This is a genomic window from Saccharopolyspora sp. NPDC002578 (assembly GCF_053592695.1).
This window is the reverse complement of record NZ_JBSFWJ010000011.1, coordinates 48,579-74,227: the sequence shown is the minus strand read 5'-3', so window position 1 is coordinate 74,227 and position 25,649 is coordinate 48,579. Positions and strand designations below refer to the sequence as shown.

The 25,649-nt window shown below is 70.3% G+C and carries 31 protein-coding genes; 16 read left to right on the top strand and 15 right to left on the bottom strand.

Annotated features, from left to right (window positions below; translation table 11 throughout):
- Positions 1-237: 237 nt before the first annotated feature.
- Positions 238-429, bottom strand: coding sequence for a hypothetical protein (locus ACWD38_RS08245; protein ID WP_184481106.1), 192 nt, complete (start codon positions 427-429; stop codon positions 238-240).
- Positions 426-707, bottom strand: coding sequence for a hypothetical protein (locus tag ACWD38_RS08240; protein ID WP_450123663.1), 282 nt, complete (start codon positions 705-707; stop codon positions 426-428). Before ACWD38_RS08240 ends, ACWD38_RS08245 begins: the two co-directional genes overlap by 4 nt.
- A 155-nt stretch (positions 708-862) precedes the next feature.
- On the opposite strand from ACWD38_RS08240, the gene ACWD38_RS08235 reads away from it, so the two are divergent.
- Positions 863-1,702: a helix-turn-helix domain-containing protein gene (locus ACWD38_RS08235; RefSeq protein WP_184481111.1), complete on the top strand. Its 840-nt coding sequence runs from the start codon at positions 863-865 to the stop codon at positions 1,700-1,702.
- Positions 1,699-1,899, top strand: coding sequence for a DUF397 domain-containing protein (locus tag ACWD38_RS08230; RefSeq protein ID WP_450123662.1), 201 nt, complete (start codon positions 1,699-1,701; stop codon positions 1,897-1,899). Before ACWD38_RS08235 ends, ACWD38_RS08230 begins: the two co-directional genes overlap by 4 nt.
- 68 nt (positions 1,900-1,967) lie before the next feature.
- Here the strand turns inward: ACWD38_RS08230 and ACWD38_RS08225 are convergent, their stop codons facing one another.
- Both ACWD38_RS08225 and ACWD38_RS08220 read right to left on the bottom strand, forming a co-directional pair.
- On the bottom strand, positions 1,968-2,306 hold the full coding sequence (locus ACWD38_RS08225) for a hypothetical protein (protein WP_221315891.1): 339 nt from the start codon (positions 2,304-2,306) through the stop codon (positions 1,968-1,970).
- 56 nt (positions 2,307-2,362) lie between these two features.
- Positions 2,363-2,533 (bottom strand): ArsR/SmtB family transcription factor, encoded by a 171-nt coding sequence (locus tag ACWD38_RS08220; protein ID WP_243793538.1) that lies wholly within the window; start codon positions 2,531-2,533, stop codon positions 2,363-2,365.
- Between ACWD38_RS08220 and ACWD38_RS08215 the strand changes: the two genes are divergently transcribed.
- The 7 genes from ACWD38_RS08215 to ACWD38_RS08185 all read left to right on the top strand — a co-directional run bounded on the left by ACWD38_RS08215 (position 2,510) and on the right by ACWD38_RS08185 (position 6,785).
- The gene (locus ACWD38_RS08215) at positions 2,510-2,725 is read left to right on the top strand and encodes a muconolactone Delta-isomerase family protein (RefSeq protein WP_450123661.1); all 216 of its coding nucleotides are present in this window, start codon (positions 2,510-2,512) and stop codon (positions 2,723-2,725) included. The genes ACWD38_RS08220 and ACWD38_RS08215 overlap by 24 nt on opposite strands.
- A 259-nt stretch (positions 2,726-2,984) precedes the next feature.
- Positions 2,985-4,085, top strand: a complete 1,101-nt coding sequence (locus ACWD38_RS08210) for a methyltransferase domain-containing protein (RefSeq protein ID WP_450123660.1) — start codon at positions 2,985-2,987, stop codon at positions 4,083-4,085.
- A gap of 172 nt (positions 4,086-4,257) precedes the next feature.
- Entirely contained in the window at positions 4,258-4,626 is a 369-nt protein-coding gene (locus ACWD38_RS08205) for an SseB family protein (RefSeq protein WP_450123659.1), read from the top strand.
- Entirely contained in the window at positions 4,623-4,928 is a 306-nt protein-coding gene (locus tag ACWD38_RS08200; RefSeq protein ID WP_450123658.1) for a type VII secretion target, read from the top strand. Before ACWD38_RS08205 ends, ACWD38_RS08200 begins: the two co-directional genes overlap by 4 nt.
- A gap of 18 nt (positions 4,929-4,946) precedes the next feature.
- Complete coding sequence (locus tag ACWD38_RS08195; RefSeq protein WP_450123688.1) at positions 4,947-6,119, top strand: putative T7SS-secreted protein; 1,173 nt, start codon at positions 4,947-4,949, stop codon at positions 6,117-6,119.
- On the top strand, positions 6,119-6,448 hold the full coding sequence (locus tag ACWD38_RS08190; protein ID WP_184481131.1) for a hypothetical protein: 330 nt from the start codon (positions 6,119-6,121) through the stop codon (positions 6,446-6,448). Before ACWD38_RS08195 ends, ACWD38_RS08190 begins: the two co-directional genes overlap by 1 nt.
- Position 6,449: 1 nt before the next feature.
- Positions 6,450-6,785 carry a beta/alpha barrel domain-containing protein gene (locus tag ACWD38_RS08185; protein WP_184481133.1) on the top strand — a complete coding sequence of 112 codons (336 nt, stop codon included), beginning with the start codon at positions 6,450-6,452 and terminating at the stop codon, positions 6,783-6,785.
- A gap of 85 nt (positions 6,786-6,870) precedes the next feature.
- On the opposite strand, the gene ACWD38_RS08180 is transcribed toward ACWD38_RS08185, so the two are convergent.
- The 5 genes from ACWD38_RS08180 to ACWD38_RS08160 all read right to left on the bottom strand — a co-directional run bounded on the left by ACWD38_RS08180 (position 6,871) and on the right by ACWD38_RS08160 (position 13,414).
- The gene (locus ACWD38_RS08180) at positions 6,871-8,118 is read right to left on the bottom strand and encodes a dihydrolipoamide acetyltransferase family protein (RefSeq protein ID WP_184481135.1); all 1,248 of its coding nucleotides are present in this window, start codon (positions 8,116-8,118) and stop codon (positions 6,871-6,873) included.
- 92 nt (positions 8,119-8,210) lie between these two features.
- On the bottom strand, positions 8,211-9,206 hold the full coding sequence (locus ACWD38_RS08175) for an alpha-ketoacid dehydrogenase subunit beta (RefSeq protein ID WP_450123657.1): 996 nt from the start codon (positions 9,204-9,206) through the stop codon (positions 8,211-8,213).
- 84 nt (positions 9,207-9,290) lie between these two features.
- The gene (gene pdhA / locus ACWD38_RS08170; RefSeq protein ID WP_184481138.1) at positions 9,291-10,385 is read right to left on the bottom strand and encodes a pyruvate dehydrogenase (acetyl-transferring) E1 component subunit alpha; all 1,095 of its coding nucleotides are present in this window, start codon (positions 10,383-10,385) and stop codon (positions 9,291-9,293) included.
- A 38-nt stretch (positions 10,386-10,423) separates the two neighbouring features.
- Positions 10,424-11,896 (bottom strand): dihydrolipoyl dehydrogenase, encoded by a 1,473-nt coding sequence (gene lpdA, locus ACWD38_RS08165; protein WP_184481140.1) that lies wholly within the window; start codon positions 11,894-11,896, stop codon positions 10,424-10,426.
- Positions 11,897-12,193: 297 nt separating this feature from the next.
- On the bottom strand, positions 12,194-13,414 hold the full coding sequence (locus ACWD38_RS08160; protein WP_266089121.1) for a PucR family transcriptional regulator: 1,221 nt from the start codon (positions 13,412-13,414) through the stop codon (positions 12,194-12,196).
- A 139-nt stretch (positions 13,415-13,553) separates the two neighbouring features.
- Here ACWD38_RS08160 and ACWD38_RS08155 point away from each other — a divergent pair, with 139 nt between their 5' ends.
- Positions 13,554-14,246 carry a GntR family transcriptional regulator gene (locus tag ACWD38_RS08155; RefSeq protein ID WP_246457034.1) on the top strand — a complete coding sequence of 231 codons (693 nt, stop codon included), beginning with the start codon at positions 13,554-13,556 and terminating at the stop codon, positions 14,244-14,246.
- A gap of 322 nt (positions 14,247-14,568) precedes the next feature.
- Complete coding sequence (locus tag ACWD38_RS08150) at positions 14,569-14,721, top strand: archaellin/type IV pilin N-terminal domain-containing protein (protein WP_184481142.1); 153 nt, start codon at positions 14,569-14,571, stop codon at positions 14,719-14,721.
- Between the two features lie 24 nt (positions 14,722-14,745).
- On the opposite strand, the gene ligD is transcribed toward ACWD38_RS08150, so the two are convergent.
- Positions 14,746-15,741, bottom strand: coding sequence for a non-homologous end-joining DNA ligase (gene ligD / locus ACWD38_RS08145; RefSeq protein WP_450123656.1), 996 nt, complete (start codon positions 15,739-15,741; stop codon positions 14,746-14,748).
- 144 nt (positions 15,742-15,885) lie between these two features.
- On the opposite strand from ligD, the gene ACWD38_RS08140 reads away from it, so the two are divergent.
- From ACWD38_RS08140 to ACWD38_RS08125, 4 genes are all read left to right on the top strand, one after another.
- Positions 15,886-16,659, top strand: a complete 774-nt coding sequence (locus tag ACWD38_RS08140) for a DsbA family protein (protein WP_184481146.1) — start codon at positions 15,886-15,888, stop codon at positions 16,657-16,659.
- The gene (locus tag ACWD38_RS08135) at positions 16,656-17,285 is read left to right on the top strand and encodes a vitamin K epoxide reductase family protein (RefSeq protein WP_184481148.1); all 630 of its coding nucleotides are present in this window, start codon (positions 16,656-16,658) and stop codon (positions 17,283-17,285) included. Before ACWD38_RS08140 ends, ACWD38_RS08135 begins: the two co-directional genes overlap by 4 nt.
- A 268-nt stretch (positions 17,286-17,553) precedes the next feature.
- Positions 17,554-18,018, top strand: a complete 465-nt coding sequence (locus tag ACWD38_RS08130; protein WP_343071513.1) for an ATP-binding protein — start codon at positions 17,554-17,556, stop codon at positions 18,016-18,018.
- Positions 18,015-18,836: a SigB/SigF/SigG family RNA polymerase sigma factor gene (locus tag ACWD38_RS08125; RefSeq protein WP_450123655.1), complete on the top strand. Its 822-nt coding sequence runs from the start codon at positions 18,015-18,017 to the stop codon at positions 18,834-18,836. The genes ACWD38_RS08130 and ACWD38_RS08125 overlap by 4 nt, the downstream gene beginning before the upstream one ends.
- Before the next feature lie 277 nt (positions 18,837-19,113).
- Here the strand turns inward: ACWD38_RS08125 and ACWD38_RS08120 are convergent, their stop codons facing one another.
- The 3 genes from ACWD38_RS08120 to ACWD38_RS08110 form a co-directional block, all read right to left on the bottom strand.
- Positions 19,114-19,740 carry a hypothetical protein gene (locus ACWD38_RS08120; protein WP_343071676.1) on the bottom strand — a complete coding sequence of 209 codons (627 nt, stop codon included), beginning with the start codon at positions 19,738-19,740 and terminating at the stop codon, positions 19,114-19,116.
- Positions 19,741-19,918: 178 nt separating this feature from the next.
- The gene (paaC, locus tag ACWD38_RS08115) at positions 19,919-20,899 is read right to left on the bottom strand and encodes a 1,2-phenylacetyl-CoA epoxidase subunit PaaC (RefSeq protein ID WP_246456642.1); all 981 of its coding nucleotides are present in this window, start codon (positions 20,897-20,899) and stop codon (positions 19,919-19,921) included.
- 185 nt (positions 20,900-21,084) lie between these two features.
- Positions 21,085-21,591 carry a DUF3592 domain-containing protein gene (locus ACWD38_RS08110; RefSeq protein WP_246456641.1) on the bottom strand — a complete coding sequence of 169 codons (507 nt, stop codon included), beginning with the start codon at positions 21,589-21,591 and terminating at the stop codon, positions 21,085-21,087.
- A 34-nt stretch (positions 21,592-21,625) separates the two neighbouring features.
- Between ACWD38_RS08110 and ACWD38_RS08105 the strand changes: the two genes are divergently transcribed.
- Positions 21,626-22,936, top strand: coding sequence for an isochorismate synthase (locus ACWD38_RS08105; protein ID WP_450123654.1), 1,311 nt, complete (start codon positions 21,626-21,628; stop codon positions 22,934-22,936).
- Positions 22,937-22,990: 54 nt separating this feature from the next.
- Here the strand turns inward: ACWD38_RS08105 and ACWD38_RS08100 are convergent, their stop codons facing one another.
- Together ACWD38_RS08100 and ACWD38_RS08095 are read right to left on the bottom strand one after the other, a co-directional pair.
- Positions 22,991-24,490 carry a M1 family aminopeptidase gene (locus ACWD38_RS08100; protein WP_184476062.1) on the bottom strand — a complete coding sequence of 500 codons (1,500 nt, stop codon included), beginning with the start codon at positions 24,488-24,490 and terminating at the stop codon, positions 22,991-22,993.
- Between the two features lie 610 nt (positions 24,491-25,100).
- Entirely contained in the window at positions 25,101-25,637 is a 537-nt protein-coding gene (locus ACWD38_RS08095) for a Fur family transcriptional regulator (RefSeq protein ID WP_450123653.1), read from the bottom strand.
- Positions 25,638-25,649: the final 12 nt, after the last annotated feature.

The window sequence follows — 25,649 nt, the reverse complement described above, 5'->3', positions numbered from 1 at the left end:
AGGACTCTTCCGGAAGAAGCGTGGTCCCCCCGCGCGGTCCGGTGGGAGGACCGCGCGGGGAGACCGACCGGGTGGCGCGGGGCGCGGCGCCGCCCGGTCACCACCGGCAGCCACGCGGCAGGACGCGGGCGCCGGTGGAGGCCCCGCCGGGCGCTCGTGGTCGGGGAGGCGCGAGCGGCCCGGCGGGGCACGGCCCGCCACCGGGGAAGGCACGGCGGCGAACCGGGTTCGGAAAGGTCACGGGGCGAGCAGGGCGACGCAGGACGCGCACTCCCGCCGGTCTTCGTCACCGCGGCGCGGCCGGTCCAGCAACCGGTGGACGCGTCCGGAGATCGGATGCCCGCAGGCACCGACGAGCACCGGGCCCGCGGCGGCGCGGTCCACCACGTGCCAGGTGGAGCACCACTCCGAACTGACCCACGCGGTCATCCCGCTTCGAGCTCCGGCGCGATCTCCTCGCACGCCGTCACCCTGGACCGCAGCGCCATGACCCGAGTGCACGCCATGCACGGCATGCCGAGCAGATCGGAGATCACCTCGGCGTCGGCGGCGGTGAGGCGTTCCTCGCACAGCGCCAGGTAATCGCCGTCCCGCAACGGCATCGCCACGTGCACGACCCGCTTCGCCTCCCCCACTGCCCCGGCCCGATACCGCACCCGCACGGGGAAAGCGGCGACGGTGGGCCCGCCTGACCGTTCCTGCTCCACGTCAAACCCCCTTGATCAGCTCCACCAGCGAAGCAATGTTCCACATAGTCATCAGTGCTGCATGCATCAAATATCGCTGCACATCACGTGTCGCACAAGATCCACCTTCGGGTGATGACCTTGGGCGCCCTACGTGACCACCTAAGATGTCGCGCATGGCGAGCAATGCAGACACACCACGAGCTCGCGCACTCGGTGCGGAGCTTCGGCAAGCCCGGAGCCACAAGGGCATCAGCACGCGGAAGCTCGCCGAGCTGATCGGGCGCAGCGGCTCACACATCTCCCGATGGGAAACAGGCAAACTCGCGCCCACGGAAGCCGACACCGCGACAGTGCTCGCAGTCCTCGGAGTTCGCGGCTCCCATCGGGAACGCTTGCTGGAACTGGCACGCGACGCATCAGATCCGAACTGGGTCGCACCCGGCGCCGACAAGCAGCTGGCCATGCTGATGGAGTACGAGCGCACCGCGAGCACGATCACCAACGTGGAACCGCTGATGGTTCCCGGTTTGTTGCAGACCTACCAGTACGCGCGCCACATCCTCTCGGCTTTCGGCGCACCCCGTGGCCAGGCCGAAACGAACGCGCACATGCGCATCGGCAGGCAACACGTGCTCACGGACGCCCCGCCGAAGAAGCTGATCGCCTTCATCGGCGAGTCGGCATTACGGTTCCCGCCATGCTCGCACGGCGTGATGATCGAACAACTTCAACGGCTTTCGCAGTCCGCACAGCGGGACACCGTGACGTTGCACGTCCTACCGCACGGCCTCGCGCTCGCGCCACTGCTGTGCGGCTCGTGGCTGCTGATCGAGTTTCCTCAAGCAAAGCCGGTGGTCCATCTGGAGCACTTCGGTTCGTCGACCACCTTGACCGACGGCAAAGCGGTGAACCAGTATCGGGATTCCGTTGCGCTGCTTCAAAAACACGCCATGAGCCCTGCCGAATCAGCGGACTTCATCAGCAAGTTGAGCAAGCAGAAGGAGAAGTCATGAATGCCAGCACGGGGCACAACCACTGGCGGAAGTCGAGCTACAGCGGCGGACAGACCAACTGCGTCGAGGTCGGGCGGGCGCGCAGCGGTGCCGCTGTGCGGGACACGAAAGACCGTGCCGCCGGGTACTTCACGGCCACGCCCGACCAGTGGGTCTCGTTCCTCGACGCGATCAAGTCCGGTCGCTACGACGGCTGAGCGCGCTCGCGTGAGTGCTGATCGCGGCTGATAACAGCCGCACGGCACCGAATTCCGCTCCGGCCCGATCAGTCCAGGTCGACGTGGACGTGGACCTTGCCGCCTTCGTCGCGGACCGCGCGGGCCTGGCCGGTGCGCCGCTCGCCGCCGACTTCGAGGGCGATCGGGCCGGATTCCAGGAAGTTGCGCCACCAGCGCTTCTGGTCGGGCAGTTCGACCTTGATCGTGGCACCGCTCTCGGTGCGGCGGATGGCGACGACCAGTGAGAACTCCCGCCCGGAGCGACGGCCCTGGTAGGTCACGATCGCCATGCTCGTACCGCCGGCGTCCGGCCATTTCCCGAACCGCGCGACGAGCGGCGCGACGGCCTTGTTGACCCAGCGCCCTACGACGGACACGACTCCCACGGCGACCACCCGATTCCGTTGACGACACCCGTGATCGACTCTACGCCGCCGAATCGTCAGGCGGCTTCCTCCGCGATCGAGCGCAGAACTCCGTCCAGCGCGGTGGAAAAGCGGTCGAACGTGTCCGCGCGCAGCGACACGAAGCAGCGGGTCCCTTCGAAGCGGCAGCGCACCACGCCCGCTTCCCGCAGCACCTTCATGTGGTGGCTGAGCGTCGAGGGCCCCACCTCCACGACGAAGTCGTCCCGCTGGTGCTCGCCGCGGTCCGCGAGGACCGCCAGGGGTCCAACGTCGGCGTCTGGGTCGCGGCCGACGCCGAGGAGCTGCACGACGTGCTCTCCGACCTGCCGATCTGGCCCTGGGCCGACATCGAGGTGACCCCGCTGATCACGCACCAGCTGGTCGCCGAGGCGAAGTAGCACCGCTCAGCCTGCGGATCAAGGAAGTTCACCGCACCCGATCTTGCGGATTCTTTCACCCGGCCACGCCTTCCCGGTGGTCATCGCTCGTCGGCACCCTGGAGTTCGACGCACTTCCCAGCGCAGGAGGCGAACGATGGGCAGACGGGACGCCGACCGGGACGGGCAGGGCACTCCGCAGCCGGAGAAGTGGGAGACCTGGGGCAGCGAGGACGACGGCAACAAGCACGAAGGCGACGAGGGCAAGGAGTAGGCCGTCGTGACCGCGTGGCGTGCCCGGCTCCCCGTGCCCAGGGAGGCGTTCGTTCCGCCGGTGATCTGGGACGACGACCCGGAATCGGACGGATTCGCTCCGGTCTCCCGCGAGAGCGAGCCCGCGCGGTGGCGTGCCTTGGTCGACGCCGACGAACCGGTCGTGACTCAAGTCGAAGACGGGCGGGACCACGACATCGCGCGAGCACCGACCAGCTCGTGCAGCAGGCCGTCGCTCGTCGCCGACATGCTCGACGCGCTGGAAGTGCGGCCAGGCCAACGGATTCTCGAAATCGGCAGCGGCACCGGGTGGAACGCGGCGCTGCTGCGCGACCGAGTCGGCTCGGCGGGTCACGTCACCACGGTCGAGATCGACGCGGACGTGGCCGAGCAGGCCCGGCGCGCACTCGCCGCGACCGGCCACGAAGCCGTGGTCGTCACCGCCGACGGCAGCGGCGGTCACCCGGCGGGAGCGCCGTACGACCGGGTGATCGCCACCGCCTCGGTGCGAGCCGTGCCGCAGGCGTGGATCGACCAGGCTCGCGACGGCGGGCTGATCCTGACTCCGTGGGGCACCGACTACGGCGAAGATGCCTTGACACGGCTAGAAGTTCGCCCGGACGGCTCCGCGAGCGGGCGGTGCGGCACCCGCTTGGCGTTCATGCGGATGCGCGGGCAACGCCGCCACCACCTCGATCCCACCGACGCGGAACTGGCCGCCGCCGACCGGACCATCACCTCGCGGCGCGGTCCGGAACTGTTCGACATGGTGGAGTTCTCCCGAGCCGCCTTCACCATCGGCCTGCGCGTACCGCACTGCTACCTCACCGTCGACGATCGCGACGACGAGCACCGCGACGTCGAACTGCACGACCTCCGCTCGCGGTCCTGGGCGAAAGTCGCCATGGTGCGCGGCGAACACCCCTGGACCGTGCACCAGCTCGGCCCCCGTCACCTGTGGGACGAGGCCGACGCCGCGTACTCGTGGTGGCTGAGCAACGGCGAACCGGCCGCGGACCGCTACGGGCTGACCGTCGCACCCGACGGCTCGCACGCGGTGCGGCTGGACGAACCGGACGGCGAACACCGCTGGACGCTCGACACCTGAAGCGCCGCAAGCGGAAACCTCCGGCGGCCTGAGCACCCGACCGTTCCATGCCGACCGCCCGGCGACGATCCTCTCTCCCTCGCCGAACTCCGGATCCGATCTTGCCGAACCCGGCGCGGAGCGGTCCCCGTCCTCGGTAGCCTCCGCGCCACCGCGGAAAGGAGGCGTCGCAATGCCGGAAGAGCCGGAGCTGGTCGTTGTCGCCGAACGCGCACGCCGGTCCGAGGCCGGATCGCGTGCCGTGTTCAAAGCGCTCGCCCGGTCCTACCTCTACGCCCGCACCAGCGAGGACGCACCGCTGCTGCACGTCGCCGACCTCGGCGAACGTGGCCGGTGGGCGTCGGTGTTCAGCACCCGCGAACGACTCGCCGCCACCATCGGCGAGTGCGACGCGATCGGGATGCCCGGCATGGACTTCCTCGAATTCGTGCCCACCGGAGTCGGCCTCGTCCTCGACCCCCGCGACCCGCACGCCCTGCCCCTGCCGCCGCACCTGCTCGACCAGGCGGCCGCAGCCCTCGGCGTGACCAGGTCGGCATGAGCGACCACGGCGAAGTCGAAGTCACCCTGACCGCACTGATCAACGCCGCGACCGGCATCGACCAGGTCGTCGAGGACATGAGCACCGTCGGCGCCGAAGACATCTCCGACCTCGGCGACGGCACCGACTACGGCCACGAACCGCTGACACCAGCCGTCCGCGAATTCGCCGACGCCTGGGGACACGGCCTGGACAGGCTGATGCGGGACGCCACCGGGCTGAGCGAATCCCTGCACGACTCCGCGCAGACCTACGCCGAGGCGGAGAACGTCAACATCGACCGGTTCGTGCAGGGACGGTGAGCGTGGCCGAGCTCGGAGATACCACCGACCCGCGCGCGCTCATCCCCGGCGATCCGGGAACGGGTTCGCGGCGAGATCGCGCTGTGCAATCGCTACGCAGCCGGACTCGGCCGCGCCGGGGAGGCACTGCGAACCCTCGACACCGCGGATTGGCGAGGTGAAGCCGCCGACGCGTTCCACGAAGCGTTCGACGGACACCCCGTCGACTGGCTCAAGGCGTCCGACGCGTTCCGCGACGCCGCCGACTCCCTCACCGGATACGTCGAAGTCCTCGAATGGGCGCAGCGCCAAGCCGTGGAGGCCGTCGCCCTGTGGCAGGAAGCCGACGCCGCGACGCAGCAGGCCCGAGCCGACCACGACACCGCGGTCGCCCGCGAGCAGAAGCGGTCCGCCGACGCTGGAACACCCGCCGCGCCGATCCCCTTCGCTGACCCCGGCGCCGAAAAGCGGGCCGCCGCTCAAGACCTGCTGCACCGCACTCGTGCACAACTCGCCGAGACCGGTGACCGCACCCGCACGACGATCCTCGACCTCACCGCCGCAGCACCCGCCCGGCCGGGGTTCTGGGGTCAGGCGGGCCAGCTCGGTGCCGACTTCGCCGCCGGACTCGGCGACTGGGTCAGCGACCTCGGCGACATCCTCGGCAACATCCCCGCCACGCTCTCGGCGGCGGCCACCGATCCCACCGCGTTCGCGAAGCAACTGGTCTCCTGGGACCAGTTCCACACCAACCCCGCACGCTGGGCAGGACACGTCCTCCCGGACGCGGCGCTCACCCTCGTCGGCGGCGCCGGAGCGGCCAAGAAGGGCGGCAGCCTGCTCAAAGGCGTCACCGCGACGGGCCGCGCCAACCGCATCCTCGACAAGGCCAAGCACAACGGCAAAGGCATCACCGACCACATCGCGAACAAGGGCGCGGACATCGGGCGCAAGCCGGACCGCAACAAGAAGATGCCCATCCGCCTCGTCGACAACGTCGACGACCTCAACACCATTTGGAAAGACCTGTCCCGCGGCGGCCGCCCAACGGAATTGCCGAACTACAACGGGACGAGCGTAGAGATGCCGGACGGCAGCGTGATCTCCTACCGGGAGAAACCAGGACGCGGCCCCACTGGGAACACCATCGACTTGGTGTCCCCCGAAGGCCGTAGCCTCAAGATTCACATCGACACACCCAAAGGGAACTGATGAACCTATCAGCCGATTTCATCGAGGGCGTCCGTGAGGCGGGCGAAGACGACTGGGTTCAGTTCATCGACCTCGGACACCTGCTGATCGAAGAGAGCGGAACGAACGAACGCCTCATCGAGCGAGGTGTCGACGCGGCCGCCGAGCTGATCGAGCGAGGCATCGTCCGCCCCGGGCAGCTGACCGAGCACGGGTTCCAGCCATGGACGTGCAGCAAAAGCGAAGCGATCGATCAAATCCGCGAGATGGCACAGGAAATAAGCAAGACGCAGAGCATCTTCCGGCCCGGAGACATCTGCTGGTTCGACGTCATCACGGATGAATCTTGAAGTGACACTCCGGATTTCAGAACAACTCCTCGACTGGGTGCTCGAATCCGGGGAGTATGACCAGATTCAGCTCGCGGACCTCGCCTACTTCGTCAAGGAAGACACCGGGACCGACGAAGACCTCATCGGTCGCACCGTGGAGGCGACCATCTTGTTGATGCAGGACGGTGTCCTCACCCCCGGCGACATGGTCGACCACGAGTTCCGGCCGTGGACGGTCGACCTGCAGCAGGCCGAACGACGAATCCGCGAAGGAGCGGCGCACGTACGGCAAGAGACCGGGCGGTTCCTCCCCGGCGACATCTGCTGGTTCAGGGCGCGCAGTTACGACGCTTGAGCCCACACGAAGGTCACGCGCCGAAGAGCAGAACGACCCGCCCGCCCCGAATCTCGGGGTGGGCGGGTCGTTCGGTGCTGCTGGGTCAGGCGATGATGCGCAGCGGGTCTTCCAGGAGGGCGGTGAACTGCTGGAGGAACGCCGCGCCCACGGCGCCGTCGATGGCGCGGTGGTCGGCGGAGAGGGTGACGCGCAGGATCTTGCGGGCCACGACCTCGCCGTCGCGGAGCTGGAGCTCGTCCTTCGCCGCGCCGACGGCCAGGATTCCGGCCTCCGGCGGGTTGATCACGGCGGAGAACTGCTCGATGCCGAACATGCCCAGGTTCGAGATGGTGAAGGTGCCGCCGGACATCTCGTCCAGCTTCAGCTTGCCCTCGCGAGCCCGCCCGGCCTTCTCGCGGCCCTCGGCGGCGATCTCCGAGACGCTCTTGCGGTCCGCGTCGGGGATGACCGGCACGATCAGGCCGTCCTCGATGGCGACCGCGACGCCCAGGTTGATGCGCTTGTGCTTGATCAGCTTGTCGCCGCCGAAGGAGACGTTCACCGCCGGGTTCGCTCGCAGCGCCGTGGCGACCGCCTTCACGACCAGGTCGTTGATGCTGACCTTCGGGCCACCCGCCGCCTGCAGCCGCTCGTTGAGCTTCGCGCGGAACTCGACGAGTTCCGTGACGTCGATGGCGCTGGTCAGGTAGAAGTGCGGGGCCTGCTGCTTGCTCTCGGTGAGCCGCTTCGCGGTGACCTTGCGGATGTTGCTCAGCGGCACCTCCTCGGCGTCCGCCGGAGTCGCCACCTGCGGCGCCGGGGCCGGGGCGGCCGGGGCCTGCGCTGCCGGGGCGGCCGGAGCGGGAGCCGACGAGGCGGCGGCCTCGATGTCGGCGCGGATGATCCTGCCACCGGGGCCGGTGCCCTCGACCGAACCGAGATCCACCCCGAGGTCCTTGGCCACGGCCTTCGCCAGCGGCGACGCCTTCGGCTTCGCACCCTCGGCGACCGCGTTGCCGTTGGTGGGGGCGGGAGCGGCGGCGGGCTCGGCCTCCGGGGCCGGTTCCGGCTTCGCCGCCGGCGCGGTGGCCGGAGCCGACTGCGCCGCCGAACCCGAACCGTCGCCGACCAGGGCGATCGGCGTGCCGATCGGCACCGTCTGGCCCTCCTCGACGAGCAGCTGCTCCAGCACGCCGTCGTCGAAGGCCTCCAGCTCCATGATGGCCTTGTCGGTCTCGATGTCCGCGACGACCTCGCCGCGCTCGATCGAATCGCCCACCTTCTTGCGCCAGGCGGCGATGACGCCTTCCTCCATGGTGTCGGACAGGCGGGGCATCTGGATCTCAGTCATCTGCACATTCCTCGGGAACTCTCAAAGTCTCGTGGTGAACCGGTTCGTCGTGGCTCCCGGGGTCCGGCCCGAACGCACGACTCGGGTCGGGCTCAGCGGCGACGGCCGACGGCGTCGAGCGTCTCACGCACCGCGGTCGTGAGGGACTCGGCGGAGGGCAGCGCGGCCGTCTCCAGCGGCTTCGCGTACGGCAGCGGGACCTCGGCGGAGGCGACCCGGCGCACCGGGGCGTCCAAGTAGTCGAACGCGCCGTCCGAAATGGACGCGGCGATCTCCGCGCCGATGCCGTAGGTCAGCCAGTCGTCCTCGGCCACGACCGCGCAACCGGTCTTGCGGACCGAGTTCACGAACGTCTCGCGGTCCAGCGGGCGCAGGCTGCGCAGGTCCACGACCTCGGCGTTGATGCCCTCCTCGGCGGCCAGCTTCTCCGCGACCTGCGTCGCCACGCCCGCCATCCGGGAGTAGCCGATGATCGTGATGTCGGTGCCCTCGCGGGTCACCGCGGCCTTGCCGATCTCGGCGGGCTCCACGTGATCCGGGACCTCGCCCTTGGTGTTGTAGAGCGCCAGGTTCTCCAAGAACAGCACCGGGTCGTCGTCCCGGATCGACGCCAGCAGCAGCGCCTTCGCGTCCGCGGGCGTGCTCGGCGCGACGACCTTCAGACCCGGCACGAACGCGTAGTACAGCTCGATGTTCTGCGAATGCGTCGCACCCAGCTGCTGACCGCCGCCACCGGGCGTGCGCAGCACCATCGGCACGTTGGTCTGCCCGCCGAACATGCCGTAGATCTTGGCCGCGTGGTTGACGATCTGGTCCAGCGCCACCAGCGAGAAGTTGATCGTCATGAGCTCGACGACGGGCCGCAGCCCCAGCATCGCGGCGCCGACCGCAGCACCGACGAAGCCCTCCTCAGCGATCGGGGTGTCGCGCACCCGCTTCTCGCCGAACTCGTCCAGCAGCCCAGCGGTGATCTTGTACGAGCCCTCGAAGACGCCGATCTCCTCACCGATGAGGAACACGTCGTCGTCGCGGTGCATCTCGTCGCGCAGGGTGTCGTGCAGCGCCTGGCGGTAAGTGATGACGGCCAAGAGTCGTTCTCCTGAAGACATGCCGCGCGCGGCACCCGGCGAAGCACACCGGGCACCGCGCGACGACGAGAGATGAGAGTGCGGTCAGAACACCGGGTCGGCGGGCAGCCGACGCGAGTCGTTGGCGACCGGAGTGGCGTAGGTGTAGTCGAACAGCGTCGAGACCTCGGGGTGCGGGCTGTCGTCGGCGAAGGCCACCGCGGCGTCCGCGTCGGCCTGCGCCAGCCGCTCGATCTCCTTGGCACCGTCCTCGTCGAGCACGCCGGCCTCGATCAGCCGCGCACGGAAGTTCACCACCGGGTCGTGGTCGCGGGCGTCCTGCACCGACTCCTCGCTGCGGTACTTCGCGGGGTCCACGACCGAGTGGCCCTTGAGGCGGTGGCTGACCGCCTCCAGCAGCGCCGGGCCGCCCGACTCGCGGGCGCGCTGCACCAGCCGCGTCGCGGCGTCGCGGACGGCCAGCACGTCGTTGCCGTCGACCCGCTCGCCGTGCATCCGGTACGCCGAAGCCCGCTTGTAGAGCTCCGACTCCGCGGAGGACTTCTCGACCGTGGTGCCCATGCCGAGGAAGTTGTTCACCACCACGAACACCACCGGCAGGTTCCACAGCGCCGCGATGTTCAGCGCCTCGTGGAACGCGCCGATGTTCGTGGTGCCGTCACCCATCTGGCACATCACGACCTGGTCGCCGTCGCGGTAGTCGATGGCCAGCGCGGCACCCGTGGCCAGCGGGATCTGGCCGCCGACGATGCCGTAGCCGCCGAGCAGCCCGGCCTCCACGTCGAACATGTGCATCGAACCGCCCCAGCCCTTGGAGGTGCCGGTGGTGCGGCCGTAGAGCTCCGCCATCACGCGGCCGGGCTCGATGCCCTTGGCCAGCGCGTAGCCGTGCTCGCGGTAGTTCGTGAACAGCAGGTCCGTCTTGCGCAGCGCCGACATCAGGCCGACGACGGTGGCCTCCTCGCCCAGGTTCAGGTGGCAGTAGCCACCGATCTTGGCCTGGGTGTAGCCCTGCGCCGCGCGCTCCTCGAAGCGGCGGATCAGCGTCATCTGCTGGAAGTAGCCGCGCAGCAGCTCGGCGGACTCCCCGGAGAACGGGCCGCTCTTGGCGGCGCTCGCCGTGCCGCGGCGGGACTTCGCGCGGGTGGCGGGCTTGGTGCGGGTCGCGGTCTCAGCCATCACGGAACCCTTTCGATGCGTCGAGCGGAACGGGTGGATCAACGCTTCTTCGGCGGCGCGGTGTGCACCGGCAGTCCGAGCGCGGACATCGCCGCCTCCATGCCGATCTCACCGAGCGTCGGGTGCGCGTGGATCGTCTCGGCGAGCTCGTCGAGCGTCGCCTCCAAGGTGATCGCCAACGCGCCCTCGGTGATCAGGTCGCTGGCGGACGGGCCGAACACGTGCACGCCGAGCACCTCGCCGTACTGCTTGCCCGCCACGATCTTCATGAATCCCTCGGTGTCGCCGAAGGTCTGGGCGCGGCCCAGCGCGGCGAACGGGAACTTCGCGGCGACGACCTCGTGGCCGGCGTCGGTGGCCTGCTTCTCGGTGAGCCCGACGCTGGCGATCTCCGGGTGGGTGAACGTCGCCGCCGGGATGACGTTGTAGTCGATCGCCGCGTGGTGGCCCGCGATGGTCTCGGCCGCCACGACGCCCTGGTGCGAGGCGACGTGCGCGAGCAGCGCCTTGCCGGTGACGTCGCCGATCGCGTAGACGTGCTCGACGTTGGTGCGCAGCTTGTCGTCGACCTGCACGAAACCGCGGCCGTCGACCTCGACTCCGGCGGCGGAGAGGTCCAGCGAAGCGGTGTTGGGCTTGCGGCCCACGCCGACCAGCACCACGTCCGCGTCGACCTCGGAGACCTTCGCGCCGTCGACCGCGACCTTCAGCGCCGCGTTCTTGCCGCGACCGGAACTCTCGATCTTCGAGACGGTGGCGCCGGTGAGGACCTGCACGCCCCGCTTGCCGAAGGAACGGCCGAGCGCCTTGCCGACCTCGGCGTCCTCGGCGGGCACCAGCGTCGGCTGCATCTCGATGATGGTGACCTCGCTGCCCAGCGAGGAGAACAGGCTGGCCCACTCCGCGCCGACGGCGCTGCCGCCGATGACGGCGAGCTTGCCGGGCACCTCGGTGAGGCCGAACGCGCCGTCGGAGGTGATCACGCCGGGCAGTTCCGCGCCGGGCAGCGGCAGCTGCACGGGGACCGAGCCGGTCGCGATGATCACGTCGGTCGCGCTGATCTTGTCGATGGGCTCCGCACCGGCCGGTTCGGCGGCGTAGCGCGGGCCGTTCGCGCCGAGCGCGGACTCGCCGACGGCGAACACGTCGACCGTGGTCGGGCCGGTGAAGCGGGCGTGACCGTTGACGACGGTGACGCCGTTGGCCTTGAGCAGGCCCGCCACCCCGTCGGTGAGGCCCTTGACCACGCTGTCCTTGCGGCGGGTCACCGTGTCGTAGTCCAGGCCGATGTTCTCGGCGCGCACACCGAAGTCCGCGGCGTGCAGCACCGTCTCGTAGACCTCGGCCGAACGCAGCATCGCCTTCGTCGGGATGCAGCCCCAGTTCAGGCACACGCCGCCGGGGCGTTCCTTCTCGACCACGGCCACGTTCAGACCGCGCTGCGCGGCCCGGATCGCCGCGACATATCCGCCGGGGCCGCCGCCCACTACGAGGAGGTCGTATTCCTGCACTTCGATGTGCTCCTTCGAGCCGCACCAGCCCTCACGAGACCGCGCCAACGGGCGGGTTCGCAGCCGGGTGAATATCGGGTGATTCTCACTGTGAGTGTCGTGAGCGCGGCCACTTCCGCGCTATGCGCGACCGCCCAGACTTCGCCGACGGTCGCTGTGCACAACGCACAATTCCGACCTTGATCAATACCTTCGGTGATCACGTATCACTTTCCGTGAGATCCTACCGCCGATGCCCCCAGGAAAACGCGGCCGCCTCACGGCGCGGAGAAAAACGGGAAAATTTCGCCGCCGGACTCAGTCGCGCAGTCCGTCGCGCAGGTGTAGGGCCGACAGCGCCAGCGACAGCGACACGTACGCCGCCCGCCCGTGCAGCGGCTGCCCGATCAACGTGCCGATCCGGTGCAACCGGTTCAGCACCGTGTTGCGGTGGCAGTGCAACCGCACCGCCGCGTTCGCGGTGGAGCAGTTCTCCTCCAGCCACGCCGTGAGCGTGTCCAGCAGCATGTCCCGCTCCTTGACCGGCAGGTCCAGCAACGGCCCCAGCTGCGAATCCAGCAGGCGTTGTGCCAGGTCAGGGGACTGCACCAGCAGCGCCTCCGGATAGCGCTGGTCCAGCGACACCAGCTGCGCGGAACCGTAGGAGGCGGTGCCCATCGCCGTCACCGCGAGCTGGTGCGCCAGCCCGACCTCGGCCAGGCCGCGCACCACCGGCGACGCCGCCACCCGGCCGCGGGCCAACGGGCGCAGCACCTCCAGCGCACCCGCCGCCTTCCGCTGCTCCAGCGCGACCAGGCCCACGAGTGTGTCCGCGCGCACTTGCCACACCGATCTGATGTGCACCCCGCCCAACGCGTCGTGCTGCCCGCTGAGCGCGAAGCTGCCGTCCGACCGCATCTCCGCCACCACGACCAGGTAACGACCGGCGGCGGGCAGGTCCAGTTCCTTCGCCGTCCGCTGCGCGAAGGCGGTGTCCCGCGCCCGGCCGCTGAGCAGGTCCTCCACCAGCGCGTGCCTGCGCTGGTCGTCGCGGCGCAACCGCTCCAGCTCGGTGTTGCGGTACGAGGTGGACAGCGTCGAGGACAGCCCGTCGATCACCGTCCACATCGACGTCGCCGCCCCCAGCACCACGTCCGGATCGGCGCGATCCGCGTGCGCCTGCTCGACGATGGCCTCCCACACGATGCGCCCGCCGAGGCGGAAGGTGCGCAGCATGACCTCCAGCGGCACGCCCTGCTCCGCGCGGCGGCGGCCGATCGCCGCGGCCACGTCGTCGCCGTCCGGGTCGCCCGCGGCGCCGCTGAGGATCTCCAGCACCCGCTGCAGGTAGCGGCGGCAGCCCTCGTAGAGGTCCTCGCGGGGCACCGGGCGGTAGTCGGTCCACTCCGGGTTGTCGGTGAAGATCGCCGCCATCAACCGCCCGGCCAGCGCCTCGGCATCACCCAGCCGAGCCGCGGCCAGCGAATGCGTGATCGCGTGCCCGGGATCGGGCACCGGACGAGCAGGATCGGCGGCCACGTCCTGCGACGATACCCGTGGAGGAACGATCAGCGATCGTGTCGCGCCGCACGCCTGGTATCAAGTTCGCAGCATCACCCTTCGCCGTGACCGGCGGCGCACCCCACCACGATCGACCAGGGACGATCGAAATCAGGCGATGATCGAGAGAGCGATGCCCGGAGCAGGACTGCCCCAACGACGACCCCGCGCCCAGCTCTCCGACGAGGTGGCCGCCCGCATCCGCGACCGGATAGTGACCGGACGGCTGCGCAAGGGCGAACACCTGCACCTGGAGCGCCTGGCCGAGCAGATCGGCGTCAGCGTCACCCCGGTGCGCGAAGCCCTGCTGGCGCTGCGCGGCGAGGGGTTCGTCGAACTGGAGCCCCGCCGCGGCTTCACCGTCCTGCCGCTGAACCGCCAGGACATCGAGGACACCAGCCGGGTGCAGGCGACGCTGGCCGGTGAGCTCGCCGCGCGCACCGCCGAGCTGATCAGCGTCGCGCAGCTGGCCGGTTTGGAAGAGGTGCAGGCGGAGCTGGAGCACGCCGGCCGGTTCGGCATCGGCGACGCCGCGGAGCTCGACCTCCGGTTCCACCACGTCATCTACGACATCGCCGACTCGGCGAAGCTGGCGTGGTTCGTGCAACTGGCCTCGCGGTACGTGCCGCGGCGGCAGCTGGCCGCCGCGTCGGACTTCACCGAGTCGACCGGGCCGGAGCACCGCGCGATCCTGCGCGCCCTGCACAACCGCGACCCGGAGGCCGCTCGGCAGGCGATGCACGAGCACCTCACGCACAGCGGGCAGGTCCTGATCAGGCAGCTGGACCAGCAGGGGTTCTGGGAGCAGTGATCGCACGTTCCAGTGAACTCCGGTCTGTTCGATAGCGCTTCGCAGCCGGAGTCGGCGACCATTCCCTCACGTGGGCGAGATGGACGCCACCAGGGAATATTTCGGGTACGTAACGTATTCTTCCAGTGCGGCGACATGCTCTGTGGCACTCGAGTTCGCGGCGACGTCACCCCCTCCGAACCCTCGGATCGGCCCCGGCCGATTCACGGGTCTCCCAGGGGTGTTCGGCGGCCCTCGGACGCACCGGAAGACCACGCCACCCGAGCTCGAACGCCACCACCAAGCAGCTTTCACCTCCTCCCAGGAATGCGGGGCACGAACCATGCAGATCAGCAGCCGCACTGCCGTGTCGGTTGTCGGAACGGTGATGATGGTCCTGGTGACCGTCGTACTCGCCGCATGGTCGTCACCGCAGTCCCCGGTGCAGCAACCCACCGGTGCACCCAACGGCGCCATGGTCAGCGTCCTGCGCTGACCGGGGTGCGGTGGTCCGGGCCGCTCAGTCCTCGCGCACCACGTCGGTGGCCGGTTTGTCGTTGCGCAGCCCCAGGAACCTCGGGTGCCGCAACCTGCCGTCCCGGGTCCACTCGGTGAAGCCGACCTCCGCGACGAGCTCCGGCTCGGCCCACCGCACCTCCCGCTCCGGGATGCGGTCCGCGAACGGCGACTCCCGCCGGGACAGCTCGTCGAGCCTGCCGCCGATGTCCCGCAACGCCGCCTCGTCGTAGCCCGTGCCGACCTTGCCCGCGTACCGCAGCGCGCCGCCGTCGAAGTAGCCGACGAGCAACGCCCCGAACCCGGACCGGGACCCCTTCGGCTCGGTCCTGCCGCCGATGACGAACTCCTGGCCGGACAGGCACGGGAACTTCAGCCAGTCCCGGCTGCGACCGCTGCGGTAGGGGCGGTCCGCGCGCTTCGCGATCAGCCCCTCCCAGCCGCTGGCGCAGGCCTGCCGGAAGAACTCCGCGCCGTCCCCGCTGCGGTGCTCGCTCAGCAGCAGCGGGCCGGTGAACTCGAAGCACTCCGCCAGCAGCCGCTTGCGGACGCGCAGCGGCAGCCGGGTCAGGTCGACGCCGCCGAACGCCGGCAGGTCGAACACGCAGTAGTGCACCGCCACCCCGGTGCGGCGGGCGGCACGCGGATCGGTCAGATGCATCCGGCGCTGCAGCCTGGCGAAGCTGGTGCGGTCGCCGTCGAAGGCCACCACCTCGCCGTCCAGCAGGAACCGGTCCGCCTGCCCGGCCAGCGCCTCGACGACCTCGGGATAGGCGGAGTCGACCCGGTTGTGGTTGCGCGACCACAGCACCGGCGCTCCCCCGTCGCGCCCCGCGATCACCCGCACCCCGTCGAGCTTGCGCTCGAACACCCAGTCCGGGTCGGAGAAGCGGGCGTCGGTCCGGGTCGCCAGCTCCGGCTCCAGCCAGTCCCCCGACCAGCCCCGCAGCAGCGGGCGAAGATCGGCGTCGAGCAGGTCGAGCGGATCGGTTCCGGTCACGCATGCGGTATACCCGTAGTGGGCAGGGCGACCCCCTGACCACCCGCTCTCTCACACTTTCGTGATGGTGCGGGAAACTGGAGTTGATCTGCCGCAGGTGCGGGTACGCCCCGCCCGAGCCGACCGCTGAAGGTGCACCGAGCGATGCCGAAGACTAAGAACCCGCTGCTGAAGAAGAGCGGCCCCTCCACCAACATGATCTTAAGCATCGTGGTGGTCGTGGGCGCGATCCTGATCGTGGGCGGGATCCTGCTGTTCACCGCCTCCCGGAAGGGCGACGACCAGGCCGGGGGCGGCGGTCCCGCCCCGGCGCCCGGTGCCGACGTCAGCGCCGTCGTGGCGCACCCGGACAGCAACAAGCTGATCGAAGCGCCCGACGGCAAGGTCACCGTCTCGGAGTTCCTCGACTTCCAGTGCCCGTCCTGCTGGCAGTACTACAGCGGCGTCACCCAGACGATCGAGAAGGAGTTCGCGGGCCGCATCACCTTCGTGAACCGGAACTTCCCCATCGCCAAGGCGCACCCGCTGGCCGAAACCGCCGCGCAGGCCGCCGAAGCGGGCGCCGCCCAGGGCAAGTACAAGGAGATGTACCACGCCCTCTACGACAACTACCGCGCCTGGGCGGTCAGCGACGACGGGCAGAGCGTCAGCGACGACACGGCCCGCGCCGACAAGCTGTTCACCCAGTACGCGCAGCAGAACGGGCTGGACGTGGACAAGTTCCGCGCGGACATGAAATCGCCCGCGGTGGCCGAGCGGATCAAGAAGGACCAGGCGGACGGCGAGAAGGCCGGGGTCGAGGGCACGCCCACGTTCTTCATCAACGGGCAGAAGTGGGAAGCCGGCCAGGACGCCAAGACCTACGGCGACGTGCTCAACCAGCTGCGGGACCGGCTGAACCAGGAGCTGGCGAAGTGACCGCCACCCAGCAGGCCCGCGCCGCCGAGCCCGCGCCCGCGAGCTCGGCGGCGCCGCCCCGCGGGCTGGGCTGGCTGTACCTGATCGGCGGCGCGATCGGCCTCGTCGCCGCCGCCGCGCTGCTCATCGAGAAGATCAACAAGCTGGGCAATCCGGCGTACGTCCCGTCGTGCAGCTTCAACCCGATCGTGTCGTGCGGTTCCGTCATGGACAGCACGCAGGCCGCGCTGTTCGGGTTCCCGAACCCGCTGATCGGCGTCGCCGCGTTCCCCGTACTGATCACCGTCGGCGCCGTGCTGCTGGCCGGGTTCGCCGCCCCGCGCTGGTTCTGGCTCGGCCTGCAGCTCGGCACCGCGCTCGGCGTGGTGTTCGTGCACTGGCTGATCGCCCAGAGCCTGTACGAGATCGGCGCGCTGTGCCCGTACTGCATGGTCGTGTGGGTCGTGACGATCCCGATCTTCTGGTACACGACCCTGCACACCCTGAGCTCCGGGCACCTCGGCGGCGGCGTCGCCGCGGGCACCGCGCTGAGCCGGTTCCACAGCCTCGGGCTGGTGGTGTGGTACTTGGTGATCGTGGTACTCGTGCTGCAGGCCTTCTGGAGCTACTGGACCAGTCTGATCTAGAAAGTCGCACACCGGGCTGGAACACCCGTTTGTCCGGCCACCACGCCGGGTACCAGGTGACTGTGAGTAATGGTATTCGCATTCCCCCGGCTCCCCGGCCGACGACATTCGCGACGCGGATGCCGCGCGCGGCACCGCGGACCGGACCCGATCGAGGTGGCGCGTGATGCGGTCAGAACCCGGTGCGCGATCGGGTCCCGGAGTCCGCCCGGCGAGGCCGGGCTCCGGGCCCGGAACGAGGTTCCCCAGCGCAAAGCGAGGTGTACCAGTGTCAGCACCCCAGCCCGCACGCGGTGAGCAGACCGCTCCCGCTCCCCGTCCGAGCGCGGACTCCGCCTCGGGGGCGTCCGTCGTGGAGGTCCGGGTCGCCGCGGAGGCGTCCCAGTTGTCGGTCCTGCGGGCCGTGACCGGAGACCTCGCGATGCGGGCCGATTTCGACGTGGACTCGATCGCCGACGTGCGACTGGCGGTGGACGAGGCGTGCTCCTCGCTGATCCGGCTCGCCGCGAGCGGACAGACCCTGACCTGCCGGTTCCAGGGCGACGAGCAGGGCCTGAGCGTCTCCGCCTCGGTCGTCAGCGACCATCCGCAGGAGGCCAGGCAGGACACGTTCAGCTGGCGCGTGCTCAGCGCGCTCACCGACGATGTGTCAACCTCGGTGGAATCGGACGCGGACACCGGCAGTGGCCATGTGGTTCGCATCGACTTGACCAAGGGACGGGCACACGAGTGAAGCAGGCGGATTCCGATCACGCTGCGCACTCGCGACATCAACGCTACGACGAACTGGCGCCCCTGTTCGCCGAACTCGCGGGTGTGGATGAACAAGATCCCCGCCATGCGCGGCTCCGGGACCGGCTGGTCACGGCGCACCTGCCGGTGGCGGAGCACATCGCGCGGCGGTTCAGCCACCGCGGCGAAGCGCAGGAGGACCTCACCCAGGTCGCCACCCTCGGGCTGATCAACGCGGTGGACCGGTTCGACCCGGACCGCGGGGTGGACTTCCTGTCCTACGCCGTTCCCACGATCATGGGCGAGGTGCGCAGGCACTTCCGGGACACGGGCTGGGCGGTGCGGATGCCCCGCAGGCTCCAGGAGCTGCACCTGGCGGTGTCCTCGGCCATCGCCCGGCTCTCGCAGGAGCTCGGCCGCGCGCCCACTCCCAGCGAGCTGGCCGAGCACCTCGACATCAGCCGGGACGACGTCTTCCGCGGGCTGGAGGCGGGCAACGCCTACCGCAGCGCCTCGCTGGACGAACTGCTCACCGCCACCGACGAGATCCCGCTGGGCGCGGCGATCGGTTCCGACGACGCCGAACTGCTCGAAGTGGAGAACCGGGAGACGATCCGCCCGCTGCTGGCCGAACTCGACGAGCGGGAACGGCGGATCCTCGTGATGCGGTTCTTCAGGTCCATGACGCAGACCCAGATCGCCGAGCAGATCGGCATCTCCCAGATGCACGTGTCGAGACTGCTGTCCCGGACCTTGACCTGGCTCCGCGACCGCCTCGAAACCGCCGAGTCACCAACGGAGTCGGCCGCTACCGACTGACCGGCCACCGCACCACACCTCCTACGGCGAGGACGTGCTTTGCGGCGAAGCCGTGCAGTGGACGAGCGAAGCGAGTCTGCCTTGCGGCCGAAGGCCGTGCCTGTATTCGCGCAGCGAATAGCCCACGCAAGCAAGGCGACCACCGGCGGGTTCTCAGTCGGTCTCTCGCGAGGACGGCTTTTTCCCTCGTGGCGGAGCCACTCGGGAAAAAGATCCCGCAGCGAGAAGACGACTGAGGTTCCGCCACCCGACCCCTGCTCACGCCAAGAACAAGACATCAAAAAGCGGACATCGCGGGAGCCGAGAGGTCGTGCGCGGCGCCTCCCGTTGCCCGCTCGCCGGGGCCGAACACCGCTGACATGGGCCGCAGCAGCGGGAACTGGTCGCGCAGCACGGCGACCTCGTGGTGCATCCGGTGCAGGTCCGGTGCGGCGACGAGGTCGACGACGATGTCCAGCACGTGATCGGTGATCATGCCGAAGCGCTCGGCGACGTCGGCGATCTGGACGTGCACCCTGCGCAGCACGACGTCGCCGCGTTCCGCGTCCGGCAGGCCCCGCGGGGCTCCGGCACCGAGGCCGCGCCCCACTTCCACGAGGGCCTCCACGCTGGGGAGCTCGGCGTCCATCCGGCGGACCACCATCAGCAGGGCTTCGCGCGCTCGGGCCGACGACACCGATTCGACGGCGCACCTGGCCCGCGCCACCGCCTGCTCGCACCGGTGCAGGTCGCGGAGCAAGGTGTCGACCCGGCCCGGTTCACCGAGCCCGTGATCTCCGCGGATCTCCACTGCCGGTCGGGGCGGCACGACCGGTTCAGGGGGCGCCGACCGCTTCCGCAGCAGGCGGCAGGCCAGCAGCGTGCCCGCCGCGCCGGCGCCACCCGCGAACGTTCCCACTAGCACTGCCAACCAGAAACCGTCCATCTCCAGTTGCGCCTTCCGTTCGGTTTCCGCGTACCACCTTCGCCCCCAAGACGGTCCTGCGGCGGACCCGCCGGGTTCTTCCCGGCATCGCACCCACTTTGCCCGCACCGCCGCGGCGGATCCTGCGGGAAAGTACTCATTCGCGGAAACGGAATCATCACGGTTCGACCGGATCGGCCCGCACCAGGTGCTGCATGTCGGCGAGCACGAACGGCATCGACTCGGTGTGCGCGCCGTAGCGCCCCCCGGTGCCCGTCCAGGGCACTTCGGTGAGGTCGGGCAGGTCGAGCCGGGCCACCGACAGCGTTTCGTCCAGCACCGCGGCCACGTCGGCGCGCACCACGTCGGGGGCCACCGCGCAGTTCGCCGCGGCCAGCCTGCGCTCCACCGGGTGCACCGCGAACAGCTCACCGGTCAGCGGCCACAGCCGTTGCAGCGCGTCGAGCATCCGGGTGCGCGACTCAGGTCCGCCGTCGCCGAGCCTGATCACCCACTGCGCGGCGTGCTCGCGGTGGCGCAGCAGCACCCGCCAGGTCCGCATGGCGATGGCCGACAGGACCGGGTCGCGGGTGCCGGCGAGCCGCTCGAACACGGCGTGGCGCCACGAGGCGAACAGCAGCAACCGGGCGACGGTCAGGGCGAAGTCGCCGCCGGGGCCCGGACCGCAGTCGATCTCGGCGAGCCGGACGTTGCGGAACCGGCTGCTGTCGCGGTGGTAGGCGAGCCCGTCGGCGTCGCGGCCAGCGCCTTCGAGTTCGGCGGCGCGGGCCAGCAGCGGCCGGGCCTGGTCGAGCAGGTCCACGGTGATCGCCGCGAGCGCGGCGCCCTCTTCCAGGTCGGGGCCCCGCACGCCCCACGCGGACAGGCGGTGCGCCAGCAGCAGCGCGTCGTCGCCCAGCATCAGGCAGTACCGCGCGAGGTCCGCGGGGGCCGCCCCGTCCGGCACGGCCCGGTTCTCCGCAGGGGCTGCCGGGACTCCCAGGACCCACTCGGGTCGCTTCGTCTCCGGCGCGGGCGTGTCCTGCCCGCCGGGGTCGGCGGCCGTCGCACCGTCCGATGCCGGCCACCTGTCCGGGTTTCCGGCGGCGGCGACCCGGCCGGACCACCGGTCGTCCGTTCCGAAGTTCATCGTGTCCATGACGCGCTCACCCACCTCGCGGGGGCCGCACCCGGTGGTGCGGGCTGGACCGCTGGTCGCGAGACCACTTGACACTCGCTGGTGCGGCCGTCGGCCCCACCCGGTTCACCCGCTACCGCGGGGTCACCTGAGCCCACTGTGGCCGCCGTGCCGGGCGGCGCGGAAGGGACGGAATTCCCGGTTGTTCAGCGTTCGACCGGCGCGGGACGGCGCAACAGCCAGTGCGCTCCGCCGACGACGACCCAGAGCCCGGCGAGCCAGCCGGCCACCGGCAGCAGGGACAGCACCATGCCGCGGCCCGCGACGCGGACCAGGTCGGGGTTGCGGGTGTCGTACTCGACGCGCACGAACTGGCCTTGTTGCAGGCCACCGGGGTAGAGCACGCCGTCCTGCGGGATGTGCACCCGGCCTTCGGGGGTGCTGAACCGGACGACGGTGCGGGTCAGCGAGGTGTCCAGCACTTCGGCCACCCCGTCGCCCTGGGATTCGGCGATGGTGCGGTCGTCGATGGCGCAGGCCACGACCACGGACAGGCCGAGCACGGTCAGCAGCACGCCGAGGACCAGGACACCGCGGGCGCAGGCTCGTCGAACGCGCCGCGCCGTCCACCGGTGCCCGCCGTCGTCGGTGTCGGTCGCCTCCGGGGGCACCTCGTCGCTCGCCACGATCGCCGATTGTAGGAGCCGGGTCATGACCTCCTCGGGCAGCCGCACCTAGGCTCTACGCGTGGCGACATCCCCGAGTCCGCTGACCGTCCGCACCATCGCGATCCCCGAGGACGACCCGCGGCGCACCGCGGCGCTGCTGGAGCTGCTGCCCGACCGGTCCCCGGTCAGCTGGGTCCGCGGCGGGGAGGGTCTGGTCGGCTGGGGGTGCGCGGCTCGGCTGGACACTTCGGGGCCGGAGCGGTTCGCGGCGGCCGACGCCTGGTGGCACTCCTGGTGCGAACGCGTGGAGGTGCACGACGAGGTGCGGTTGCCGGGCACCGGCCCGGTGGCGTTCACCAGCTTCGCGTTCGCCGATCGGCCGGGCGATTCCGTGGTCGTCGTGCCGGAGGTCGTGGTGGGGTCCCGCGACGGCGTCCGCTGGATCACGACCGTGGGTCAGCCGTCGACGGCTCCTCGGCTGCCGGTGGGCGAGCCCGGCGCGGTCCGCTACGACGCGGGCGCCGTGTCCCCCGAGCGGTACCGGCGGTCGGTGGCCGAGGCGGTGCGGATCTTGGGCCCGGGGGGTTCCGGTCACGCGATCGGCTCGGACGGCGAGGCGGTGCGGAAGGTGGTGCTGGCGCACGACCTGCTGGCGACCACGGCCGAACCGCTGGACGCCCGCTACCTGCTGGGCAATCTCGCGGCGCGCTATCCCGGTTGCTGGAGCTTCGCGGTGGACGGCCTGGTGGGGGCGACGCCGGAGCTGCTGCTGGAGCGCACGGGGCGGCGCATCCGGTCGCGGGTGCTGGCCGGGACGACGTGGCCGCGACCCGGTGTCAGCGCCGACGAACTCGCCTCCACCCTGCTCGGGTCGGCGAAGGACCTGTCGGAGCACGCCTTCGCCACCGAGTCGCTGGCCGCCGAGCTCCGGCCGTTCTGCGGTGAGCTGGCAGTGCCGGAACGGCCGGAGGTGCTGCGGCTGCGCAACGTGTTGCACCTGGCGTCGCACATCACCGGTGAACTGCACGAGCACGCGGCGAGCAACGGCGTGGCGGCGTTGCTGCGGCTGGCTGCCGCGGTGCACCCGAGCGCCGCGGTCGGCGGGACGCCCACTCCCGCGGCGGTCTCGCTGATCGGACGCTTGGAAGGCATGGACCGCGGTCGCTACAGCGGCCCCGTCGGCTGGGTGGACGACGCGGGCAACGGGGAGCTGGGGATCGCGTTGCGCTGCGCGCAGATCGAGGACGGCGGTTCCCCCGGCGGCGCGGGCGGGCGGGCCCGGTTGTTCGCCGGGGGCGGCATCGTCGCCGGTTCCGATCCGGACCTGGAGGTCGCGGAGGCGGCGGCGAAGATGCTGCCGGTCCGCGAAGCGCTCGACGGCCTCGGCTGAAAGCTGCGTCCGGGTGCCGGGACGGGCGCGCCGCCCCGGCACCCGGACGGCTGATCAGTGGTCGTCGTGCACGTGCCGGTGGGTGGCGTCGATCTCGGCCACCGCCTCCGGCACTGCCACCCCGGCCCGGGTGGCCGATGCCGGGACCCCGTTCTCCGGGGTGGCGGCGGGCTTGCCCGGCGTGAACAGCCACGCCTGGAAGAACTCGTCGAGCTGCTTTCCGGAGCGCTGCTCGGTGAGCGCGATGAAGTCCTCCACGGTGCCGGTGGAGTACCGCTTGTCCTCGACCCAGGTGCGCACCACGTCGAGCAGCGCTTCGTCGCCGATGACGTTGCGCAGGGCGTGCAGGGTCAGCGCGCCGCGGTCGTACACGGCGTCGCCGAAGATGTTGTCCGGCCCCGGCTCACCGGGAGCGACCTGCCAGAACGCGTCCTCGGGTGCGGTCGAGTAGTAGTGGTCGAACAGTTCTTGCGCCGTTCCGGTGCCCTGCTGCTCCGACCACAGCCATTCCGAGTAGCTGGCGAAGCCCTCGTTGAGCCAGATGTCGCGCCAGGTGTCCACCGACACCGAGTCGCCGAACCACTGGTGGGCGTTCTCGTGCACGACGACGGACGTGTTGGCCCCGTCCTGGAAGAACTTCGGGCTGTAGGTGGGCCTGGTCTGGTTCTCCAGCGCGAAGTTCAGGCCTTCCGCCGGGACCACGCCGCCCTGCGCCTCGAACGGGTACTCGCCGAACAGCCCGGCGAGGAAGTCCAGCACCTCCGGGGTCCGCTCGACGCTGGCCTTGGCCGCGCCCTCGACCTCGCCGAGGCCGTCGGCGTAGGCGGTGACGAAAGGCTGCCCGAAGGCGCCGGTCTTCGTGTTGATCGCGTACTGGCCGATGCCCAGGAAGGCCAGGTACGTGGCGGTCGGCTTGGTGGTGCGCCACTTCCACGTGGTGCGACCGGCCAGCGTGGAGGTGTCGGTGTTCACGCCGTTGGACAGCACCTCGGTGCCGTCGGGCACGTCGACGGCGATGTCGAAGGTGGCCTTGTCCCTGGGGTGGTCGTTGCCGGGGAACCACCACGCGGAGATCTCCGGCTCGCCGATGGCCAGCGCGCCGTCGGAGGTGCGGATCCACGGGTTGAGCCCGTCGACCTCGACGCTGGAGGGCACGCCGTCGTAGTCGACGACGAACGTGGCCTCGGCACCCGCGGGCAGTTCGGCGGGCGGCGTGACGGTGAGTTCGGTGCCCTGCTGCTGGAAGGCCGAGGGGTTGCCGTTGACCCGGATCGACTTCACCGGCAGCGCGAAGTCGAGGTTGAACGCGGTGAGGTTCTGGGTCGGCTTCGCCACGATCGTCGTGGTGCCGGCGAGCCGGTCGTCCCGCGGTTCGTAGCGCAGCCGCACGTCGTAGTGCGACACGTCGTAGCCGCCGTTGCCGTATTCGGGGAAGTAGGGATCACCCGCCCCCGGAGCCCCCGGACCGCCGGTCCCCGCGGAGGCGGGGGTCGCCAGGAACGCCGCGGCGCAGCACGCGGCCGCCGTCACCCGAAGACCGGTTCGCTTGAACACCAGGGCACCTCCCGAAGATCAGGTCTTTTCCTGCAGCGTACGAAGATGATCTGGGCAGCGCGAGAACCCGGAAGTGCAGGTTTTTTGCCAGACCCGGCCCAACTTCGGCAACGCACACCGAACACCACCGGAACAAGCCCCCCGAAAAGGCAGTGAACACCCCACCAGAGAACGCATTTCCCCAGATCAGAGCCAGCGCCACCACAGCCGGACCCCAACAGCCCGCCACCCGCTCACCAGCTCACGCCGACAGCGACACACACCTTCACAACACCCCCACGAGCTCCCACGTTGTGAGAACCCGCGCTACCCGACCGCTCCGCGAGCGCCGGGGCTTTGATCTCTGTCCTGTCAGCGGCGAAGCCGCTGAGCAGCGACCAGCTTGAGCAAGCCGAACACCCGCGGGTTCTCAGTCGTCTTCTCGCGAGGACAGCTTTTTCCCTCGTGGCGGAGCCACTTGGGAAAAAGATCCCGCAGCGAGAAGACGCCTGAGGTTCCGCCACTCGCCCCTACGCAGGCCAAGATCAAAGACAGCCTTGACCGGGATTTCCCTCGGATCCAGGTCCGGACTCGCCGGTCCGGACCTGGATCCTTGTGGTGGGAGCCGCAGTCAGCGGCCAGGGGCGCGACCGGATCGGGCGCCCCGGTTCGGGTCGGCGAGCTGGTCGCCGGTCGGTCGTGCGGCGGAACGGCAGTCCGGGCACACGCCCCAGTACACGACCTCGGCCTCGTCCACCGCGTACCCGGCGGAGTCGGACGGGGTCAGGCAGGGCGCGGCGCCGTGCACACAGTCGACGTCCTCGGTGCGGCCGCAGCGGCGGCAGACCAGGTGGTGGTGGTTGTCGGCGGTCCTGGCCTCGAACCTGGCCGGGTGACCGGCGGGTTCGATCCTCCGCAGCAGTCCGGCCGCGGTGCACGCGCGCAGCACGTCGTAGACGGCCTGCGTGGAGACCCCGCCGAGCTCGGGTCGCACCGCGCTCACGGCTTGGTCCGCGGTCGAGTGCGGGTGCCCCGCCAGCCAGCGCAGCACCGCGACGCGGGGCTTGGTGACCCGCAGCCCGGCGTCGCGCAACCGCCTGCGGAGGGCGACCGCGTGGCCGTCCGCAGCGTCGGTGTGCCCGGTACCGGGATCGCTGTGCTGGTTCATCGCACCAGCAGT

Excerpts from the sequence above, each read along its gene's own strand:
- ACWD38_RS08245 (WP_184481106.1), bottom strand. The coding sequence starts at position 429 with ATGACCGCGTGGGTCAGTTCGGAGTGGTGCTCCACCTGGCACGTGGTG.
- ACWD38_RS08235 (WP_184481111.1), top strand. The coding sequence starts at position 863 with ATGGCGAGCAATGCAGACACACCACGAGCTCGCGCACTCGGTGCGGAG.
- ACWD38_RS08230 (WP_450123662.1), top strand. The coding sequence starts at position 1,699 with ATGAATGCCAGCACGGGGCACAACCACTGGCGGAAGTCGAGCTACAGC.
- ACWD38_RS08205 (WP_450123659.1), top strand. The coding sequence starts at position 4,258 with ATGCCGGAAGAGCCGGAGCTGGTCGTTGTCGCCGAACGCGCACGCCGG.
- ACWD38_RS08200 (WP_450123658.1), top strand. The coding sequence starts at position 4,623 with ATGAGCGACCACGGCGAAGTCGAAGTCACCCTGACCGCACTGATCAAC.
- ACWD38_RS08190 (WP_184481131.1), top strand. The coding sequence starts at position 6,119 with ATGAACCTATCAGCCGATTTCATCGAGGGCGTCCGTGAGGCGGGCGAA.
- ACWD38_RS08180 (WP_184481135.1), bottom strand. The coding sequence starts at position 8,118 with ATGACTGAGATCCAGATGCCCCGCCTGTCCGACACCATGGAGGAAGGC.
- pdhA (WP_184481138.1), bottom strand. The coding sequence starts at position 10,385 with ATGGCTGAGACCGCGACCCGCACCAAGCCCGCCACCCGCGCGAAGTCC.
- ACWD38_RS08155 (WP_246457034.1), top strand. The coding sequence starts at position 13,554 with ATGATCGAGAGAGCGATGCCCGGAGCAGGACTGCCCCAACGACGACCC.
- ACWD38_RS08150 (WP_184481142.1), top strand. The coding sequence starts at position 14,569 with ATGCAGATCAGCAGCCGCACTGCCGTGTCGGTTGTCGGAACGGTGATG.
- ACWD38_RS08140 (WP_184481146.1), top strand. The coding sequence starts at position 15,886 with ATGCCGAAGACTAAGAACCCGCTGCTGAAGAAGAGCGGCCCCTCCACC.
- paaC (WP_246456642.1), bottom strand. The coding sequence starts at position 20,899 with ATGGACACGATGAACTTCGGAACGGACGACCGGTGGTCCGGCCGGGTC.
- ACWD38_RS08110 (WP_246456641.1), bottom strand. The coding sequence starts at position 21,591 with ATGACCCGGCTCCTACAATCGGCGATCGTGGCGAGCGACGAGGTGCCC.
- ACWD38_RS08095 (WP_450123653.1), bottom strand. The coding sequence starts at position 25,637 with ATGAACCAGCACAGCGATCCCGGTACCGGGCACACCGACGCTGCGGAC.